The following is a 16,840-nucleotide window of genomic DNA, read 5'->3' on the forward strand; positions in this document are numbered from 1 at the left end:
GATGGCCAGCACCAGGCAGATCCCATGGCCATCATCGGGCAGATCTCGTGACCGTCACCGGGCAGGTCTCACGGCCGCCGCTGGGCAGTTCCTACTGGCCCTTGACAGTGCGTTGCTGGATGGGGGCAGTGGTGCAGGTGGTGATCGCTGCGAGAAGTACCTGGCGTCGCCGCGGCAGCACCCGGGTGCGGCTCGGGCCGATCACTCGGCCGTGATCTTTCCGACAAGTGCGCCACTGTCGTCGTACCCGCGCCCAGGTGCTGGTCAGGTCGATCTTCGTGGACCGCGCCCGGCCGGTAGCGGTGATCACGGGTGGATGGTCGACTGGCCGCGATGTGGCCGTGATCGAGGTAGCGCTCGCGGTGCGGGCTTGACCGATTCGGCAACTGGCTCCTTGTGCAGCGCCTGTCCCGATCCCACCGTTGATGAGAGGTGGGCACGCCGCCGACCGACCGATGATCACGGGTAAGGGGTGGATCAGGACGACCGCAAGGTGCGCACGCGCCCAGCGGTGACGGGCTCGTCCGGAACGGGCCTGGGCCCGCGCCGGGGACGGCCGCCCACCCAGCCCCGATACTCGCCCCGATACTCGGCAGTTGTGCCAACCCGGCCACCTCGCCGACGGGCGGGGATCGGGGAACCCGGCCGACTGCGCGGAAGGCCAGGGCGGGGTGTGGGGCATGGTCGCGAGCCGGGGACGGCCCGCCCACAGGAGATTTCATGACCATATAGACGTGAGGGGGGTTGGATCTTTCCTCAAGCCCCACCAGGTCTATCTGATCATGAGACGGGTGCGTTCAGCGGAACGCGACGGCCATGATCAGCAGAAGTGGTGTGAGGGCGACAGATTTGACGCCCTCACACCACTCCTGGCGATCATGACGGCGAGCCGGCGCGCGAGACGTACGTGAGTGCGGTCGCGAGGGCCATGGCGTGCGACTCGCACGGCGCCGCGCGTGGATCGAGCCGGATGACGTATCTGATCAACGCGCTGCCGGCCTCGCAGGGCGTCGAGCCGCCGGATGGTGCCGTGGATCGCGACCTCCGGAAGGTGCCGGTGCCGCTACCGTCCTCCTGTGGGCGCGGTGCGGGCTGTGATGATGCTGGCCCTGCTCCTGCTCGTCACCGCATGCACGATCACCGGCGACGAGCCCTCGCCCGCCGACCCGGCGGCCCCGGCACCCACCTCGGCGCTCGCGCCCCGGCCCCGGGACGTGCGGATCGACGGGGTCGACCCCTGCTCGTTGCTGACCGAGGCGCAGCGGGCGGAGCTGGGGTTGGATGCGCGGCCGCGGCTCGATGTCGGACCGTTGCCGCCCTATCCTGGCCGCGAGATCCCCTTATGCCTGTTCGGAGGCTTCACGCCCCGGGCGGTGTCGGTGGCAGTCAGCGTCGTCTCCACTGCCGGAGTGGAGATCTTCACCTCCGGCGAGCTCGTCGCCGAGCTGCAGTCGGTTCGAGTGGCTGGCTTCCCGGCTGCAGAGGCGAGGCCGACCCGGAACGGGGACTTCTGCACGGTGATCGTTGATGTCGCGCCTGGACAGACATTGGATATCAACTTCCGGAGCAGCGACCCGCAGCCAGCCGCTTCGCAGCAGCAACTCTGTGCTGCGGCGGGCCGAGCAGCTGAGGCCGCCATGTCGACGCTCCTCCAGCTTCACTGAGGCGGAGTAACTCCGTTAGCGAACGCACACGAAATCGTGCGATCGCCCGTGAACGTGCACACGACCTCGTAGCGTCGCTGGTGTCGCGAATCGAGGGGGCGCAGATGCCTGGTTCTCATCCGCCTGTCCAGTTGCGGCTCGAGCCGCACGCCCTCCCCGTGATGCGAACGGCGTTCGAGGAGGCGATCAGTGAGGTTCAAGCCCACGTCACCCGTCTCGGAAGGATCGGTTTCATCCCCGACGCCTGGCTCGGCGACCCCGTGAGCGCCACGGTGCAGGAGCACTACAACGCAGCTGTCATGGAGGCCGCCGACGGCCCCTACGCCGCCCTGGTGGCGTACGAAGCCGAGCTGGTGCGCATCCGCGACAGCCTCCAACTGATGGAGGACCACTACCGCCGCACCGAAGGTGACAACGCGGCCCGGTGGGGTCGGATGTGAGCGACGTGCGGTGGGAGGGATTCGCTCACCAGGAGATCTACGACGCCGTGCACCGCGGTCCTGGCCGGGGGGTCTCGGAGGCGGCCGAGATCGCGTGGGCGGAGACCGAGTCGTTGATCACGCGGACGGATCAGCGGATCGCGGCGGCCATGGCGGGGTCGTCGGCCGGGTGGGAGGGCGCTGCCGCCGATGCCACCCGGGGGGCGATGACTCCCCTGGGTCGTTGGGCCCTCGACGCGGCCAACGACGCGAAGATCACGGCCCAGGCGGTGACGGCGCAGGGGGAGCAGGCGAGGGAGCTGCGGGTCACGATGCCGGAGCCGGTGACGGCGCAGCGTGACGCCGAGATGGCCAAGGCGCAGACCGACCCCCTGTACCTCTTCCACGGGCTCGACGACCTGCACGCGGTCGAGCAGGACGCCGCCAACCGGTCGGCGCGGGCGGTCGAGCTGATGAACACCTACACCCAGAACTCCTACGAGAACCGTCGCAACATGGACTACTGGACCTTTCCGCCGCAGGTCACGGTGGTCACCGGGGTGGCGGCCGCGGCCGGTGCCACCGCGGGACCGGGTCTCCCGGGTGCCGCCGGTGAGGCCACCGGGCCCAGCGGACTCGTTCCTGCGCAGCAGGCTCCCGGTGCGCTCGATCCGGGTGCCGGTCCCGCTCCCGTGCCGGGCCCACCGCCCGCACCCGCGCCGCTTGCCGGAGCTGGTGGGAGCGTTCCCGTGGTGGCCCCGGGTGGCAGCCCGGCCGGTGGCCCCGCGGCGGGGCAGGGGGCGCCGGCCGGGGGTGTGGTGCCACCGGTGCCGGTGGGAGCGGCGCCGGGCACCGCTCCGACCCGCGGCGGGCCCCCGCCGGGCTCGCGTCCATCCGCACCACCACGGCCGGGTGGGGCAACACGGGGAAGCGAGCCCGGGCGTCCGGGTGCGAACCCCGCGCCGGGACACCCACGCCCGGGACAGCCACGCCCGGTGGTGCCTGCCCCTCCACCCCGTGCCACGCCGTCGCCGGGCTGGCGGGACCTCGTGCCCGGAGGTGCTCGGCCGGGGGAGCACGCCGGCCGGCCGGCCCTCTCCGGTGCTTCCTCCGAGCGCGCGCTGCTGCCGGGCGGCGGCCGTCCCGTGGCCGAGACCGGCCCGCCGCCCGGCGGTGCCAGGAGCGCGCCCGAGCCGCCCGCGCGCGGCGGGGCGGCGCCGTCCACGGCTGCCGCCGAGCAGGCGCCGCGTGGCCCCTCACCCCGCTCGTCGCCCACGGGCCACCCGGGCGGCCTCTACCCCCCGATGGCGCCGGGAATGGCCGGCGGGCAGGAACGCGAGCGCCGAAGGCCCGACTACCTGCTCGACGACTCCGATGCCTTCGCCGACGACCGCTGGTTCCCACCCGCGGTGATCACGCCCGCCGACGACGAGCCGCCGCTCCGGTCCTGAGCCCGCAGCGCTGCGACGGGTCCCAGCGCAAGGGCACCGGCGGCACCACCCCTGTGAGGACGAAAGCGCTAGCGTCGGCACCGTGCAGACCGAGATCAGCTTCCCCGCGGACGACGGGACGTCGTTGCCCGGCGTGCTGACCGTGCCGGATGCCGTGGAGATGCCGGGGCCCGCGCTGGTGATGATCTACGAGGCGTACGGGATGACCGACGAGATGCGCCGTGTCGCCCGCGACCTCGCCGCAGAGGGGTACACGGTGCTGATCCCCGACCTCTTCGCGCGCGGCCGGATCACCGCCCTGTGCGTCGCGCGCGCCGTGCGCACCGTGCGGCGGGGCGCCGGCCGCGAACTGGACGACATCGAGGCGGGCCGTCGCTGGCTGGCGCGGCGGTCCGAGGTCGCCGCCGACCGGATCGGCACGATCGGGTTCTGCATGGGCGGCGGCTTCGCGCTCCTGCTCGCGGGCACCGGCCGGTACAAGGTGAGCGCCCCGTTCTACAACCTCCCGATCGAGGTCGAGCGCGCCTGCCCGGTGGTGGCGAGCTACGGCGGGCGGGACGCGTCCACGCGCGGCTTCCCCGAGCGGCTCGTGGCCCGCTTGGACGAGCTCGGCGTGCCGCACGACGTCGCCACCTACCCCGAGGCGGGGCATTCGTTCGTCACCCGTCCGCCGGGGCTCATGGGCGCGATCGCGGCGCGCTCGCCGATCCACGCGGAGTACCACGCCCCGAGCGCCGCGGACGCACACCGCCGGATCGTGGCCTTCTTCCGCGCGCACCTCTGAGGAGCTCGCGCAGGCGAGGGGGCAGGATGGGGGCATGAGCGAGCAGGACCGGAGCTGGGGTTTCCGCACCCGTGCCGTGCACGCGGGCCACGTGCCCGACGCGGCCACCGGCGCCCGAGCGGTGCCGATCTACCAGTCCACGAGCTTCGTGTTCGAGGACACCACCGACGCGGCGAGCCTGTTCGCCCTGCAGAAGTACGGGCTGATCTACAGCCGGATCGCGAACCCCACGGTGGCCATCCTCGAGGAGCGGCTGGCGAGCCTCGAGGGTGGGCTGGGCGCCGTCGCGACCGCCACCGGGCAGGCCGCGGAGTTCCTCACCTTCGCCTCCCTGGCCGGTGCGGGCGACCACATCGTCGCGGCGGCGGGGCTGTACGGCGGCACGATCACCCAGCTCGACGTGACGTTGCGCCGTTTCGGCGTGGAGACGACGTTCGTGTCGGGCGGCGAGGCCGAGTCGTTCGCGGCGGCGATCACGCCCCGCACGAAGCTGCTGTTCACCGAGGTGGTGTCCAACCCGGGCGGGGAGGTCGCCGACATCGCCGCGCTCGCCGAGGTCGCCCACGACGCGGGCGTGCCGCTCGTCGTCGACGCCACGCTCGCCACGCCCTACCTGTGCCGCCCGCTCGAGCACGGCGCCGACATCGTGATCCACTCGGCCACCAAGTTCATCGGCGGGCACGGCACCACGCTCGGCGGGGTCGTGATCGAGTCGGGCCGCTTCCCGTGGGGCAACGGCAACTTCCCGCAGATGACCGAGCCCGTCGCGTCCTACGGCGGCCTGACGTGGTGGGGCAACTTCCAGGAGTTCGGCTTCCTCACCAAGCTGCGCGCGGAGCAGTTGCGCGACGTCGGGCCCTCGCTGTCGCCGCACAGCGCGTTCCTGCTGATACAGGGCGTGGAGACGCTGCCGCAGCGGATGGAGGCGCACGTGGCGAACGCGCGGGCGGTCGCGGAGTGGCTGGACGCCGACCCGCGCGTGTCGTACGTGCGGTGGGCGGGCCTGCCCGACCACCCGCACCACGACCGCGCCGCGCGCTACCTGCCGCTGGGGCCCGGCGCCGTCTTCGCGTTCGGGGTGCGGGGCGGGCGCGAGGCGGGGCAGCGGTTCATCGAGTCGGTGCGCCTGTGCAGCCACCTGGCCAACGTCGGCGACGCGCGCACGCTGGTGATCCACCCCGGTTCCACCACCCACCAGCAGCTCACCGACGAGCAGCTGCGTGACGCCAACCTGCCACCGGACCTGATCCGGATCAGCGTCGGCCTGGAGGACGTCGAGGACATCCTCTGGGACCTCGACCAGGCGCTGGCGGCCGCCGAGAAGGGAGCATCGGTATGACCTGGGAGAACCCGTCCGCCACGCGGCGCCAGCAGATCCTGCACGAGACCCGGACCGTCGCGGTGGTCGGCGCGTCGCCGAACCCGGCGCGGGCGAGCAACTTCGTGGCCACCTACCTGCTCGCCAGCACCGACTACGACGTCCACTTCGTCAATCCGAACGCCACCGAGATCCTCGGCCGGCCGGTGTACAAGAGCCTGGCCGACCTGCCGGTGGTGCCCGACCTCGTCGACGTGTTCCGCCGCCGCGAGGACCTTCCGGCCGTGCTCGACGACGTGCTGGCGCTCGAGGGGGTGCACGTCTTCTGGACGCAGTTCGGCCTGCTCGACGAGGAGGTGGCGCGCCGCGCGGAGGCCGCGGGGCTGGAGGTCGTGATGGACCGCTGCCTCAAGGTGGAGCACGCGCGGTTCCACGGCGGGCTGCACATCGCCGGGTTCGACACCGGTGTGATCAGCTCGCGGCGCCGCGCCCGCTGACCGACGTCTCGGCGAGGAAGCCGCGGATCGTGGACGTGAGCGCCGCGGGCTGGTCCTCGGGCACGAGCGTGTAGCTGTCGCTGATCGTCACGAGCCGGCCCTGCGGGTAGAGCGCCGCGAGGCGGCCCCCGTGTGCGCCGGGCATGACGCGGTCCTCCGCGGCCCACACCACCAGCACCGGCCCGGTGAAGGCACGGTTGCGCTCGGCCCACTCCAGCAGTACCTCGCGGGACGGGATGCTCAGCCCGTACGCGGCGAGGTCGCGCCGCACCGCGGGCTGCTCACGGGCGGACCGGAACCACTCGTCCATGATCTCGTCGGGAACCGGGCGCTTGCTCATCCAGCCCCATCCGCCGGGGGCGCGCCGGACCGCGCGCAGGCGCAGCAGGTGCGCCAGCGCCGCGAGCCCACCCGGCACGCGAGCGGTGAGCGTGAGCAGGCGCCCGGGCAGTCCCGGCGGGTAGTTGTCGAAGGCCTCGCACGGGGTGAGCACCATGCGGGCGACCCGTTCGGCGCCACCGTGGGCGACCAGGACCTGGGCGCCACCCCAGTCGTTCTGCACGAGGGTGACCTCGCGCAGGTCGAGCCGCTCCAGGAACTCGCCGATCAGCCCGGCCATCGCGGGCAATGACAGGTCCGCGTCGGGGCGCATGGGACGGCGGTGCGATCCGAGCGGCAGGTGGGGCAGGACGCAGCGGTACTCGTCGCTCAGCCCGGCGACGACGTGCCGCCACACCGACGGCGCCACGGTGACGCCGTGCAGGAAGACGAGGACGGGCCCGTCCCCGCCGGTGTCGGTGTACTCGACGGTGCCGGCCGACAGCTCGATCTCCGCCATGACGCCTCCTCTTGATAGATCGCTCTACTGAGAGGGTAGGGTCGGGGCCGGTCGACCGGCAAGGAGGAAACGGGTGGCGGACACGAAGGCGCGGATACTGGACGCCACGGGCGAGCTGTTCCGGCGGCAGGGCTACACGGGCACCGGGCTGAAGCAGATCGTCGCGGAGGCGGGGGCCCCGTTCGGGTCGATCTACCACTTCTTCCCGGGCGGGAAGCAGCAGCTCGCCGCGGAGGTGATCCGCTCCTCCGGGCGGGCCTACCAGGACCTGGTGATGGCGCTGCTCGACGCGGCCCCGGGCGCGGTGGCCGCGGTCGAGACGTCGTACGCGGGGGCTGCGGAACTGCTCGAGGCCACCGGCTACGCGGACGCGTGCCCGATCGCGACGGTCGCGCTGGAGGTCGCCAGCACGGACGAGACGTTGCGCGCGGCCACCGCCGCGGTGTTCGAGGAGTGGACGGTGGCGGGCACCGAGCGGTTCGTCCGCTGGGGCTTCGACGCGGCGGCGGCCCGGCGGCTCGCGATCGTGCTCATCACCAGCCTGGAAGGTGCGTTCGTCATCTGCCGGGCGGCGCGCAGCACCGAGGCGCTCGATGCCGCCGCGAGCGCGGTCGTCGCCGCCGTCCGGGCCGCAGAACGGCCCTAGCGCCGCCTCAGGCCGCCGGCATCGGCAGGACGACTCGCAGGAACCAGAACACCGGCGCCGCCACGACGACGAGCAGCCAGAACGGCCAGCCGCGGCGCCGAGCGACCGCCCAGACGGCCGCTGCGGCCAGCAGTGTGGGCACGCCCAGCGCCCCGACGAAGCGCCCCAGCGACTCTGCGCTCCCCGGCGCTCCGGAGACGGCCAGGACCAGGGCCAGGTTCACCGAAGCCCAGGTGACGGCCGCGCCCAGTGCGGCCCGGAACCTGGTGCGCGGCCGTGGCTGCCCGACGGGCGGCGCGCCCGGCTCGGGTGCCGCCGGGTAGGGCGGCGCGCCGGGCATCGGGGCGTGCGGCGGTAGGTCGTCGGAGTAGGAGGTGTAGCCGGGAGCGCCCGCCCAGGAGGGCGGGCGCTCGTCGTCGGGCCGCGGGTCCGGAGGCGATGCGGTCACCGGTCGACCGTAACCCGCGGGTCGGGGACGGGGGCGGCGATGTCAGGCGGGCTGGGCGGAGCGGCGGCTCGGTCCGTAGGTCAGGCGCCGCAGGAGCACCTCGGCCGGGCCCCGGTAGCCGGATCGCGCAGAAGCCGCGGCCACGAGCAGGATCACCGACCAGGTGCCGATGGCGTACAACGCCGTCTGCCAGAGGTGCGCACCGGAGCCCAGCCCGAACGTCCAGGCCGGCAGCAGTACCGCGAACGCGACGGATTGCGCGAGGTAGCTCGACAGCGACCGCTGCCCGCCCGCCTGGAGCGCTGAGGTGACGGGCCCGGTAGCGCCCGCGAGCCGGATCGCGAGCAGGCCGAACAGCGCCGCGTAGCCCAGGCCCCCGGCGTAGCCGCCGATCGCGTGGAGCGACCCGCCGAGCATCCGGACGACGACCGGCGCCGACGTCCACAGCTCTGCGCTCATCAGCGCCATCGGCAGCCCGAGCAGCACAGCCGCGGCGAGGCCGGCGCCGGCCGTGCGTGCCAGAAGCGGCCGGTGCTTCGCCGGTTCGTCGAGCAGGCCGCGCCGCGCCGCCCACGCGCCCAGCGCGACGGCCGCGAATACACCGATGGCCTGGGTGACGAGCCCGATGAAGACCCACTCGAACGCCCGCACCGGGAGTGCGGCGATGGGGCTCTCGATGGCCATGGACGGCAACAACGACTGCGTGCCGTCCGCCGTCGGCAGGGCGGAGAGGGCGTAGAGCAGCGCGGACAGCAGGGCGCCGACGGCGCCGGTGACCAGCAGCGTCCGGTCGCCGCCGCGCACCAGCAGCCCGGCCAGCGCGACGGCGATCAGGCCGTACGCGCCGACGATGTCACCCGACCACAGCAGCACCCCGTGCACGAGGCCGATGAGGATCATCCACCCGCCGCGGCGCCGGACCAGCCGCGTCACCGCCTCGACCGGCATCCCGACCGTGCCCCGCCGCCGGGCGAGCTGGACGATCCCGTAGCCGAACAGGAACCCGAAGAGCGGGTACGCGCGCCCGTCCACCAGCAGCATCTGCAGCAGGGCGACCGACTGGTCCACCGGATCCAGGTCCTGCGGGTAACCACGCGTGCCCAGGGCGTGCCCGTAGGACCAGAGGTGCACGTTCGCCAGCGCGATCAGCAGCAGCATGCCGCCGCGGGCGAGGTCGGGCGCGAGAGCGCGGGCAGCGGTCGGCGTGGCGCCCGGGTCGAGGGGCGGCGGCGCGGTCATACCCGACAAACTAGGCGTCCGCCGGCGTACGCGAGTCCACCCTTCGATCGATCTCTGCTCCTTCGCGGTGTGGTCCCCGTCGCGGCGCGAATCGGCGACGAGGGCTAGCCTGCCCGCGTGCCTGCGTCGACCTCGTCCCCCGTCACCGTCACCGTCACCGGAGCTGCCGGCCAGATCGGCTACGCGCTGCTGTTCCGGATCGCCTCCGGGCAGCTGCTCGGGCCGGACACCCCGGTCCGCCTGCGCCTGCTGGAGATCCCGCAGGCGGTGAAGGCAGCCGAAGGCACCGCGATGGAGCTCGACGACTGCGCGTTCCCGCTGCTGAGCGGCATCGACATCACCGACGACGCGAACGTTGCGTTCGACGGCACGAACATCGCGCTGCTCGTCGGCGCCCGCCCGCGCACCAAGGGCATGGAGCGCGGCGACCTGCTCGAGGCCAACGGCGGCATCTTCGCGCCGCAGGGCAAGGCCATCAACGACCACGCCGCCGACGACGTGCGCGTCCTCGTCGTGGGCAACCCGGCCAACACCAACTCCCTGATCGCCCAGGCCGCGGCCCCGGACGTGCCGGCGCAGCGGTTCACGGCGATGACCCGCCTCGACCACAACCGCGCGGTCGCCCAGCTGGCGAAGAAGCTGTCGGTGCCGGTCACCGAGATCAAGAAGCTCACGATCTGGGGCAACCACTCGGCCACCCAGTACCCCGACCTCTACCACGCCGAGGTCGGCGGCAAGATCGCTGCCGAGCAGGTCGACGACGCGTGGCTGCGCGACGAGTTCATCCCCACCGTCGCCAAGCGCGGTGCCGCCATCATCGAGGCCCGTGGCGCGTCGTCGGCGGCCTCGGCGGCCAACGCCGCCATCGACCACGTGTACGACTGGGTGAACGGCACCCCCGAGGGCGACTGGACCTCCGCCGCGATCCCGTCCGACGGCTCCTACGGCGTGGCCGAGGGCATCATCTCCTCCTTCCCGGTCACCTCGAAGAACGGCGAGTGGGAGATCGTGCAGGGCCTGGAGATCGACGAGTTCTCCCGCGGCAGGATCGACGCCTCGGTGAACGAGCTGGTCGAGGAGCGCGAGGCCGTGAAGGGTCTCGGCCTGCTCTGACCCCCCGCATTGCAGCAGAGCCACTTTCCCGCAGCCACGTTGCAGGAAGGTGGCTCTGCTGCGATCAGGGCTCAGGCGAGTAGCACCACCGCGAACGACTCCGGGCGGAGCGTGATCGCCGACTCCTCACCCTCCACCTGCTCCGACGCCAGCAGGATGCGCTCGACCGGGCCCTGCATGTGGAGGGTGGCGGGCTCGCTCCCGAGGTTGCAGGCCACCCGCAGCTCGCCGCGGTGCAGCACGACCGTGCGGGCCACGTCGTCGACCCCGACCTCGACCTCGTCCAGCCACGGGTCGGACAGCTGCGGCCACGCCCTGCGCAGCGCGATCAACTCGCGGTGCAGGCGCAGGAGGGTCGCGTGCGGTTCCTGGGCAGGCTCGTCCCAGTCGAGCTTCGAGTCGAGGAAGGTGCTCTCCGCGTTCGGGTCGGGGACCTCCGCGTCCCCCCAGCCGTGCTCGGCGAACTCGGCGGTCCGGCCCGTGCGCACGGCCTCGCGCAAGGCCTCGTCCGGGAAGTGGGAGAAGAACTGCCACGGGGTGCGCGCGCCCCACTCCTCACCCATGAACAGCATCGGGGTGAACGGTGAGCCGAGGACCAGCGCGGCGCCGCAGGCCAGCAGGCCGGGGGAGAGGCTCTGGGTGAGCCGGTCGCCGGTGGCGCGGTTGCCGATCTGGTCGTGGTTCTGCAGGTAGGCGAGGAAGCGGTGGCCGGGGACGCGGTGCGTGTCGACCGGCGCGCCGTGGCTGCGCTGCCGGAAGCTCGACCAGGTTCCCTCGTGCAGGAACGCGCGGGTGAACACGTGCGCGAGCCCGGTGAGGCCGGCGGCCGCGAAGTCGGCGTAGTAGCCCTGGGACTCCCCGGTGAGCACGGTGTGCAGCGTGTGGTGGATGTCGTCGGCCCACTGCGCGTGCAGCCCGTACCCGCCCGCCTCCCGCGCCGTGATCAGCCGGGGGTCGTTGAGGTCGGACTCGGCGATCAGCGAGAGCGGTCGCCCCACGTGCGTGGAGAGCGCCTCGACTTCGACGGCCATCTGCTCCAGCAGGTGCGTGGCGCGGCTGTCGCGCAGCGCGTGCACGGCGTCGAGCCGCAGGGCGTCGACGTGGAAGTCGCGCAGCCACATCAGCGCGTTGTCGATCGCGTAGCGGCGCACCTGGTCCGAGTGCGCGCCGTCCAGGTTCAGAGACGGCCCCCAGATGTTGCTGCCGGCGAAGTACGGGCCGAAGCGGTCCAGGTAGGCGCCCGAGGGCCCCAGGTGGTTGTGCACGACGTCGAGCGCCACGCCGATGCCGTGCGCGTGGCAGGCGTCGACGAACCGCTTGAACGCGTCCGGGCCGCCGTAGTTCTCGGTGACGGCGTACCAGCCGACCCCGTCGTAGCCCCAGTTGCGGGGCCCGTCGACCGCGTTGACCGGCAGCACCTCCACCATGTCGACGCCGAGGCCGGCGAGGTGGTCGAGGCGCGCGATCGCCGCGTCGAACGTGCCCTCGGGTGTGAACGTGCCGATGTGGAGCTCGTAGAGCACGCTGCCGGGCAGCTGCCGGCCGGTCCAGTGCTGGTCGGTCCAGAAGAACGCGGTGTCGTCGTAGACGCGCGAGGCGCCGTGCACGCCGGTGGGCTGCCACCGCGAACGCGGGTCGGGGAGGGGCTCTTCGTCCTCACCGAGGAGGAAGGCGTAGGCGGTGCCGGGCGCCGCGTCCGGGACGGCGGCGCGCCACCACCCCGCGGCACCCGCGGTCATCTCGTGGGGAGTGCCGTCCACGAGCACCCGGACGCGGTCGTGCTGCGGCGCCCACACGGCGAAATCGGTCACGCCCGACGATCCTGCCCGCCCCGGCTGCGACACGCCCGCCGCAATGGTGTGACGCCGCCCATCCCACGGACCTGCGGTCTTCGCCGGGCTACGACCGGCTACGCCGGGCGGACCAGCAGGGCTACCGGGTAGCGGTGCAGCAGCTGCCCCAGGCTCGGCGCCGCGCCGTCTAGCGGGGTGTCGGTGATGACGTCGTGCCAGTCGGTCGTGCCCTCGGGCAACGGGAGCACCGTGTCGGCCCAGCCGCCGCGCTCCGCGAGGCCCACCGGCAGGCGGGTGGCCACGGCCACCAGCGACGCCGAGCGCGCGAAGGCGACCGCATGGCTCGCGGCCGGGCCCTGGGCCGGCAGCGGCCGGTAGCCGGTGAACACCTCGGGCCGGTAGCGACGCAGCCGCAGCGCGCTGGCCGTGACCAGGAGCTTCGCGGCGCCCTCGGCATCGACGTCGGGCAGCCAGCCGTCGTCGAGGCGGGCGAGCAGCTCCCGACGGGCTGCCCAGTCGACCGGCCGGCGGTTGTCCGGGTCGACCAGCGAGTACTCGAACAGCTCGGTGCCCTGGTAGACGTCGGGCACGCCGGGGCCGGCGATCTGCAGCAGCTTCTGGCCCAGCGAGTTGGCCCGGCCCGGGCCCGCGATGCGGGTGACGAAATCCTCGATCTCCGCGACGAGCTCGGCGTCGGCCAGCACCTGTTCCGGCCACGCGGCGATGGCCTCGTCGACCTCGGGCACGGCCTCGACGTGGCTGGTGACGAGCTTGGCCTCCTTGGCCGCCTTCGTCAGGTAGCCCGACATCCGCTCCGCAGGGATCGGCCAGGCGCCCACGAGGTTCTGCCAGGCCAGCAGCTCCAGCGACCGGTCGGGGAGCGGGTGCGCGGCGGCCCAGCGGCGCATCCGGCCGGCCCACTCGTCCGGGATCTCGGCGAGGACGGCCAGGCGTGCGCGGACGTCCTCGGAGCGCTTGGTGTCGTGGGTGGACAGTGTGGTCATCGTGGCCGGCCAGGACGCCTCGCGCGCGGCGAGCCCGCGGTGGAACTCCGGCGGAGCCACCCCGAACCGGGACGGGTCGCCGCCGACCTCGTTGAGTGCGACGAACCGGTTCCAGCGGTAGAACGCGGTGTCCTCCACACCCTTGGCCATCACCATCCCCGACGTCTGCTGCACGCGGGTGGCCAGCAGGCCCGTGGGGTCGGCGAGCATGGCGGCCCGGATGGCCTCCAGCACGTCGGCGAGGTCGGGCCGGTGGGTGCGCGCGACGGTGACCGCCGTGTCCAGCGATTCCCGGCCCTCGGGCAGGTAGCTGCGGTAGACCGGGAAGCCGCAGAGCAGCTCCGCGACGGCAGTGCGGACGCGGTCGGCGGCCTCGCCCGGCTCCTCCTCGGTGCTCGGCGGGGCCTCCGGCACGGGTACCAGCGCGGCGATGCGACGCACCTCGGCGGCCAGGATCGTGTCGGCCACCTCCCGGCGTGCGGCGTGCTCCGCCGCGTGCGCCGACTCCTTGCGCCCGGTGTGCTCGGCCGCCAGCTGCGTGAGCACGCCGGCACCGTCGGGATCGACGAAGACGCCCTGGATCTCGCGCAGCGCCTCGTAGCCCGACGTGCCGTTCACCGGCCAGGAGGCCGGCAGGTCCTCACCGACTCCGAGGATCTTCTCCACGAGCAGCCAGCGCTGCGGCCCGAGGGCGGCACGCAGCATGCGGACGTACGCGCCGGGGTCGGACAGGCCGTCCGGGTGGTCCACGCGGATGCCGTCGACGTCACCCGCCTCGACCCAGCGCAGTACCTCGCGGTGGGTCTTCTCGAAGATCTCCGGCAGCTCCACGCGCACCGCGGCGAGCGTGGAGACGTCGAAGAAGCGGCGGTAGGTCAGCTCGGCCGCGCCGCGCTTCCAGGACACGAGCCGGTAGTGCTGGCGCTCGTGCACCTCCTGCGCCGTGCCGGTGTCGCCGGTGCCGGGCGCGACCGGGAACGCGCGCTCGTAGTAGCGCAGCTGCGTGCGGTCGTCGGAGACGCTGAGCTCCGAGAGCGCCTTCTCCTCGTCGGCGTCCAGGACGGGCAGCAGGACCGGGCCCGCGTCCCAGTCGATGTCGAACGTGCCCGCGTGCTCCGAGGAGCGGCCGTGCGCGAGCACGTCCCACCACCAGGGGTTCGCCTGCGGCACGTCGACGCCGACGTGGTTGGGCACGATGTCCAGAACGAAACCCAGCCCGCGCTCGCGCACCGCGGCCACCAGGGCGCGCCTGCCCTCCTCGCCGCCCCGCTCCTGCGACACCCGCGTGGGGTCGACCACGTCGTAGCCGTGGTTGGAGCCGGCGCCGGACTCCAGCAGCGGTGACGCGTAGAGCGCGCCGGCACCCAGCGCGTCGAGGTAGGGCAGCAGTGCGCGCGCATCGGTGAACGTCGTGTCCTGCGAGAACTGCAGACGGTAGGTGGAGCTCGGCGCGGGCCCGGGGTTCACGATCCCGCCGCCTCCACCCGTTGCAGGACCAGCACGGCCCGCGCCGGCACCGGGTGCACGGCGCCGCCGGCCACCGTGTGCGGCTCGGCCGCCGTGACGCCCGGCACGGAGGACAGCGTGGTGACCTCGCCGGCCGCGGTGTCGACCACGACGGCCCACTGCGCGCCGTACTCCGCGGCGGGCAGCGTGACGTCGATGTCCTCGTAGTGGGCGTTGAGGCAGATCAGGAACGAATCGTCGGTGACGCGTTCACCGCGGGTGTCGGCCTCGTCGATGCCCTGCCCGTTGAGGAATACGGTGACGCACTTGCTGAAGCCCGAATCCCAGTCCTGCTCGGTCATCTCCTGCCCCGAGGGCTGGAACCAGGCGATGTCGGCGAGCGCTCCCGGCTTCCGCCTGCCCAGCGGCCGGCCCGCGAAGAACTTGCGCCTGCGGAACACCGGGTGGGAGTGGCGCAGCGCGGTGACGCCGGCGGTGAAATGCACCAGCGACGTGTTCTTCGTGGCCAGCGACCAGTCGACCCAGGACGTCTCGTTGTCCTGGCAGTAGACGTTGTTGTTGCCGCCCTGGGTGCGGCCCAGCTCGTCGCCGTGCAGCAGCATCGGCACGCCCTGCGACAGCATCAGCGTGGTGAGGAAGTTGCGCTGCTGGCGGGCCCGCAGCGCGAGCACCGGCGCGTCGTCGGTGGGGCCCTCGACGCCGCAGTTCCACGAGCGGTTGTGGCTCTCGCCGTCGTCGCCGCCCTCCTGGTTGGCCTCGTTGTGCTTGTCGTTGTACGAGACGAGGTCGGCGAGGGTGAACCCGTCGTGCGCCGTGACGAAGTTGATCGACGCGTACGGGCGGCGGCCGTCGTCCTTGTAGAGGTCGGAGCTGCCGGTGAGGCGCGAGGCGAACTCGCCGATCGTGCCCGGCTCGCCGCGCCAGAAGTCGCGGACGGTGTCGCGGTACTTGCCGTTCCACTCGGTCCACAGCGGCGGGAAGTTGCCGACCTGGTAGCCGCCGGGCCCGACGTCCCACGGCTCGGCGATCAGCTTGGCCTGGCTGATGACCGGGTCCTGCTGCACGAGGTCGAAGAACACCGACAGCCGGTCGACGTCGTAGAACTCGCGGGCCAGAGTGGAGGCGAGGTCGAAGCGGAAGCCGTCGACGTGCATCTCGGTGACCCAGTACCGCAGCGAATCCATGATCAGCTGCAGCGTGTGCGGGTTGCGCACGTTCAGCGAGTTGCCGGTGCCGGTGTAGTCCATGTAGTACCGCGGGTCGTCCTCGACGAGGCGGTAGTAGGCGGAGTTGTCGATGCCGCGCAGCGAGAGCGTGGGGCCCATGTGGTTGCCCTCGGCGGTGTGGTTGTAGACCACGTCGAGGATCACCTCGATGCCCGCGTCGTGCAGGTCGCGGACCATCGCCTTGAACTCCTGCACCTGGTTGCCCGCGCGCCCGGAATCGCGCGCGTAGGCGTGGTGCGGGGCCAGGTACGCGATGGTGTTGTAGCCCCAGTAGTTGGAGAGGCCCTTCTCCTGCAGGTGGTGGTCGTTGAGGAACTCGTGCACCGGCATGAGCTCGACCGCGGTGACGCCGAGCGTCTTGAGGTGCTCGATCATCACCGGGTGCGCGAGCCCGGTGTAGGTGCCGCGCAGCTCCCGCGGAATCTCCGGGTGGGCGATGGTGAGGCCCCGCACGTGCGCCTCGTAGATCACCGACTCGTGGTACGGGGTGCGCGGGGCGCGGTCGGTTCCCCAGTCGAAGAACGGGTTGACCACCACCGACTTCGGTACGTACGGCGCGGAGTCGACGTCGTTGCGCGCCTCCGCCTGACCGAACGGGTAGCCGAACACGGCCTCGTCCCAGCGCACCGGGCCGTCGACGGCCTTCGCATACGGGTCGATGAGCAGCTTCTGCGGGTTGCACCGCAGACCCTGCGCGGGGTCGTAGGGCCCGTGGACCCGGTAGCCGTAGCGCTGGCCGGGCTCGACGCTCGGGAGGTAGCCGTGGTGGACGAACCCGTCGACCTCGCTGAGCGGGACGCGCGTCTCCTTGCCCCGGGCGCTGAACAGGCAGAGCTCGACCTTCTCGGCGACCTCGGAGAAGAGTGCGAAGTTGGTGCCAGATCCGTCGTAGGTGGCGCCCAGGGGGTAGGCGTGGCCCGGCCACGGCCGCAT

14 protein-coding genes are annotated in these 16,840 nt (G+C 72.6%); 8 read left to right on the forward strand and 6 right to left on the reverse strand.

The genetic code is table 11. The features are described 5' to 3' along the window. The first annotated feature begins 1,076 nt into the window (after positions 1–1,076). The 6 genes from CFP66_RS21020 to CFP66_RS21045 all read left to right on the forward strand — a co-directional run bounded on the left by CFP66_RS21020 (position 1,077) and on the right by CFP66_RS21045 (position 6,133). The gene (locus tag CFP66_RS21020) at positions 1,077–1,664 is read left to right on the forward strand and encodes a DUF3558 family protein (RefSeq protein WP_158228163.1); all 588 of its coding nucleotides are present in this window, start codon (positions 1,077–1,079) and stop codon (positions 1,662–1,664) included. Positions 1,665–1,825: 161 nt separating this feature from the next. After that, the gene (locus CFP66_RS21025) at positions 1,826–2,104 is read left to right on the forward strand and encodes a hypothetical protein (RefSeq protein WP_143517329.1); all 279 of its coding nucleotides are present in this window, start codon (positions 1,826–1,828) and stop codon (positions 2,102–2,104) included. Then, positions 2,101–3,534 carry a PPE domain-containing protein gene (locus CFP66_RS21030; protein WP_094926852.1) on the forward strand — a complete coding sequence of 478 codons (1,434 nt, stop codon included), beginning with the start codon at positions 2,101–2,103 and terminating at the stop codon, positions 3,532–3,534. Before CFP66_RS21025 ends, CFP66_RS21030 begins: the two co-directional genes overlap by 4 nt. Positions 3,535–3,616: 82 nt before the next feature. After that, entirely contained in the window at positions 3,617–4,318 is a 702-nt protein-coding gene (locus CFP66_RS21035) for a dienelactone hydrolase family protein (protein ID WP_094926853.1), read from the forward strand. 34 nt (positions 4,319–4,352) lie between these two features. Continuing rightward, the gene (locus CFP66_RS21040) at positions 4,353–5,657 is read left to right on the forward strand and encodes an O-acetylhomoserine aminocarboxypropyltransferase/cysteine synthase family protein (protein ID WP_094926854.1); all 1,305 of its coding nucleotides are present in this window, start codon (positions 4,353–4,355) and stop codon (positions 5,655–5,657) included. Further along, positions 5,654–6,133: a CoA-binding protein gene (locus CFP66_RS21045; RefSeq protein WP_094926855.1), complete on the forward strand. Its 480-nt coding sequence runs from the start codon at positions 5,654–5,656 to the stop codon at positions 6,131–6,133. The genes CFP66_RS21040 and CFP66_RS21045 overlap by 4 nt, the downstream gene beginning before the upstream one ends. On the opposite strand, the gene CFP66_RS21050 is transcribed toward CFP66_RS21045, so the two are convergent. Then, positions 6,108–6,971, reverse strand: a complete 864-nt coding sequence (locus CFP66_RS21050) for an alpha/beta fold hydrolase (RefSeq protein WP_094926856.1) — start codon at positions 6,969–6,971, stop codon at positions 6,108–6,110. The two genes, CFP66_RS21045 and CFP66_RS21050, sit on opposite strands and share 26 nt — an antisense overlap. 73 nt (positions 6,972–7,044) lie before the next feature. Here CFP66_RS21050 and CFP66_RS21055 point away from each other — a divergent pair, with 73 nt between their 5' ends. After that, a complete protein-coding gene (locus CFP66_RS21055) occupies positions 7,045–7,617 on the forward strand; it encodes a TetR/AcrR family transcriptional regulator (protein ID WP_094926857.1) in 573 nt (190 codons plus the stop codon). 7 nt (positions 7,618–7,624) lie between these two features. Here the strand turns inward: CFP66_RS21055 and CFP66_RS21060 are convergent, their stop codons facing one another. Next, the gene (locus CFP66_RS21060) at positions 7,625–8,065 is read right to left on the reverse strand and encodes a hypothetical protein (RefSeq protein WP_094926858.1); all 441 of its coding nucleotides are present in this window, start codon (positions 8,063–8,065) and stop codon (positions 7,625–7,627) included. 42 nt (positions 8,066–8,107) lie between these two features. Then, positions 8,108–9,304: a DUF418 domain-containing protein gene (locus tag CFP66_RS21065; protein WP_094926859.1), complete on the reverse strand. Its 1,197-nt coding sequence runs from the start codon at positions 9,302–9,304 to the stop codon at positions 8,108–8,110. 117 nt (positions 9,305–9,421) lie between these two features. On the opposite strand from CFP66_RS21065, the gene CFP66_RS21070 reads away from it, so the two are divergent. Beyond that, complete coding sequence (locus tag CFP66_RS21070; protein WP_094926860.1) at positions 9,422–10,417, forward strand: malate dehydrogenase; 996 nt, start codon at positions 9,422–9,424, stop codon at positions 10,415–10,417. 71 nt (positions 10,418–10,488) lie between these two features. On the opposite strand, the gene treZ is transcribed toward CFP66_RS21070, so the two are convergent. The 3 genes from treZ to glgX all read right to left on the reverse strand — a co-directional run bounded on the left by treZ (position 10,489) and on the right by glgX (position 16,840). Beyond that, positions 10,489–12,228 (reverse strand): malto-oligosyltrehalose trehalohydrolase, encoded by a 1,740-nt coding sequence (gene treZ / locus CFP66_RS21075; protein WP_094926861.1) that lies wholly within the window; start codon positions 12,226–12,228, stop codon positions 10,489–10,491. A 98-nt stretch (positions 12,229–12,326) separates the two neighbouring features. After that, positions 12,327–14,681: a malto-oligosyltrehalose synthase gene (gene treY / locus CFP66_RS21080; protein ID WP_094926862.1), complete on the reverse strand. Its 2,355-nt coding sequence runs from the start codon at positions 14,679–14,681 to the stop codon at positions 12,327–12,329. Further along, positions 14,678–16,840, reverse strand: a complete 2,163-nt coding sequence (gene glgX / locus CFP66_RS21085; protein ID WP_094926863.1) for a glycogen debranching protein GlgX — start codon at positions 16,838–16,840, stop codon at positions 14,678–14,680. The genes treY and glgX overlap by 4 nt, the downstream gene beginning before the upstream one ends.

This window comes from Pseudonocardia sp. MH-G8 (assembly GCF_002262885.1).
Taxonomy (GTDB): domain Bacteria; phylum Actinomycetota; class Actinomycetes; order Mycobacteriales; family Pseudonocardiaceae; genus Pseudonocardia.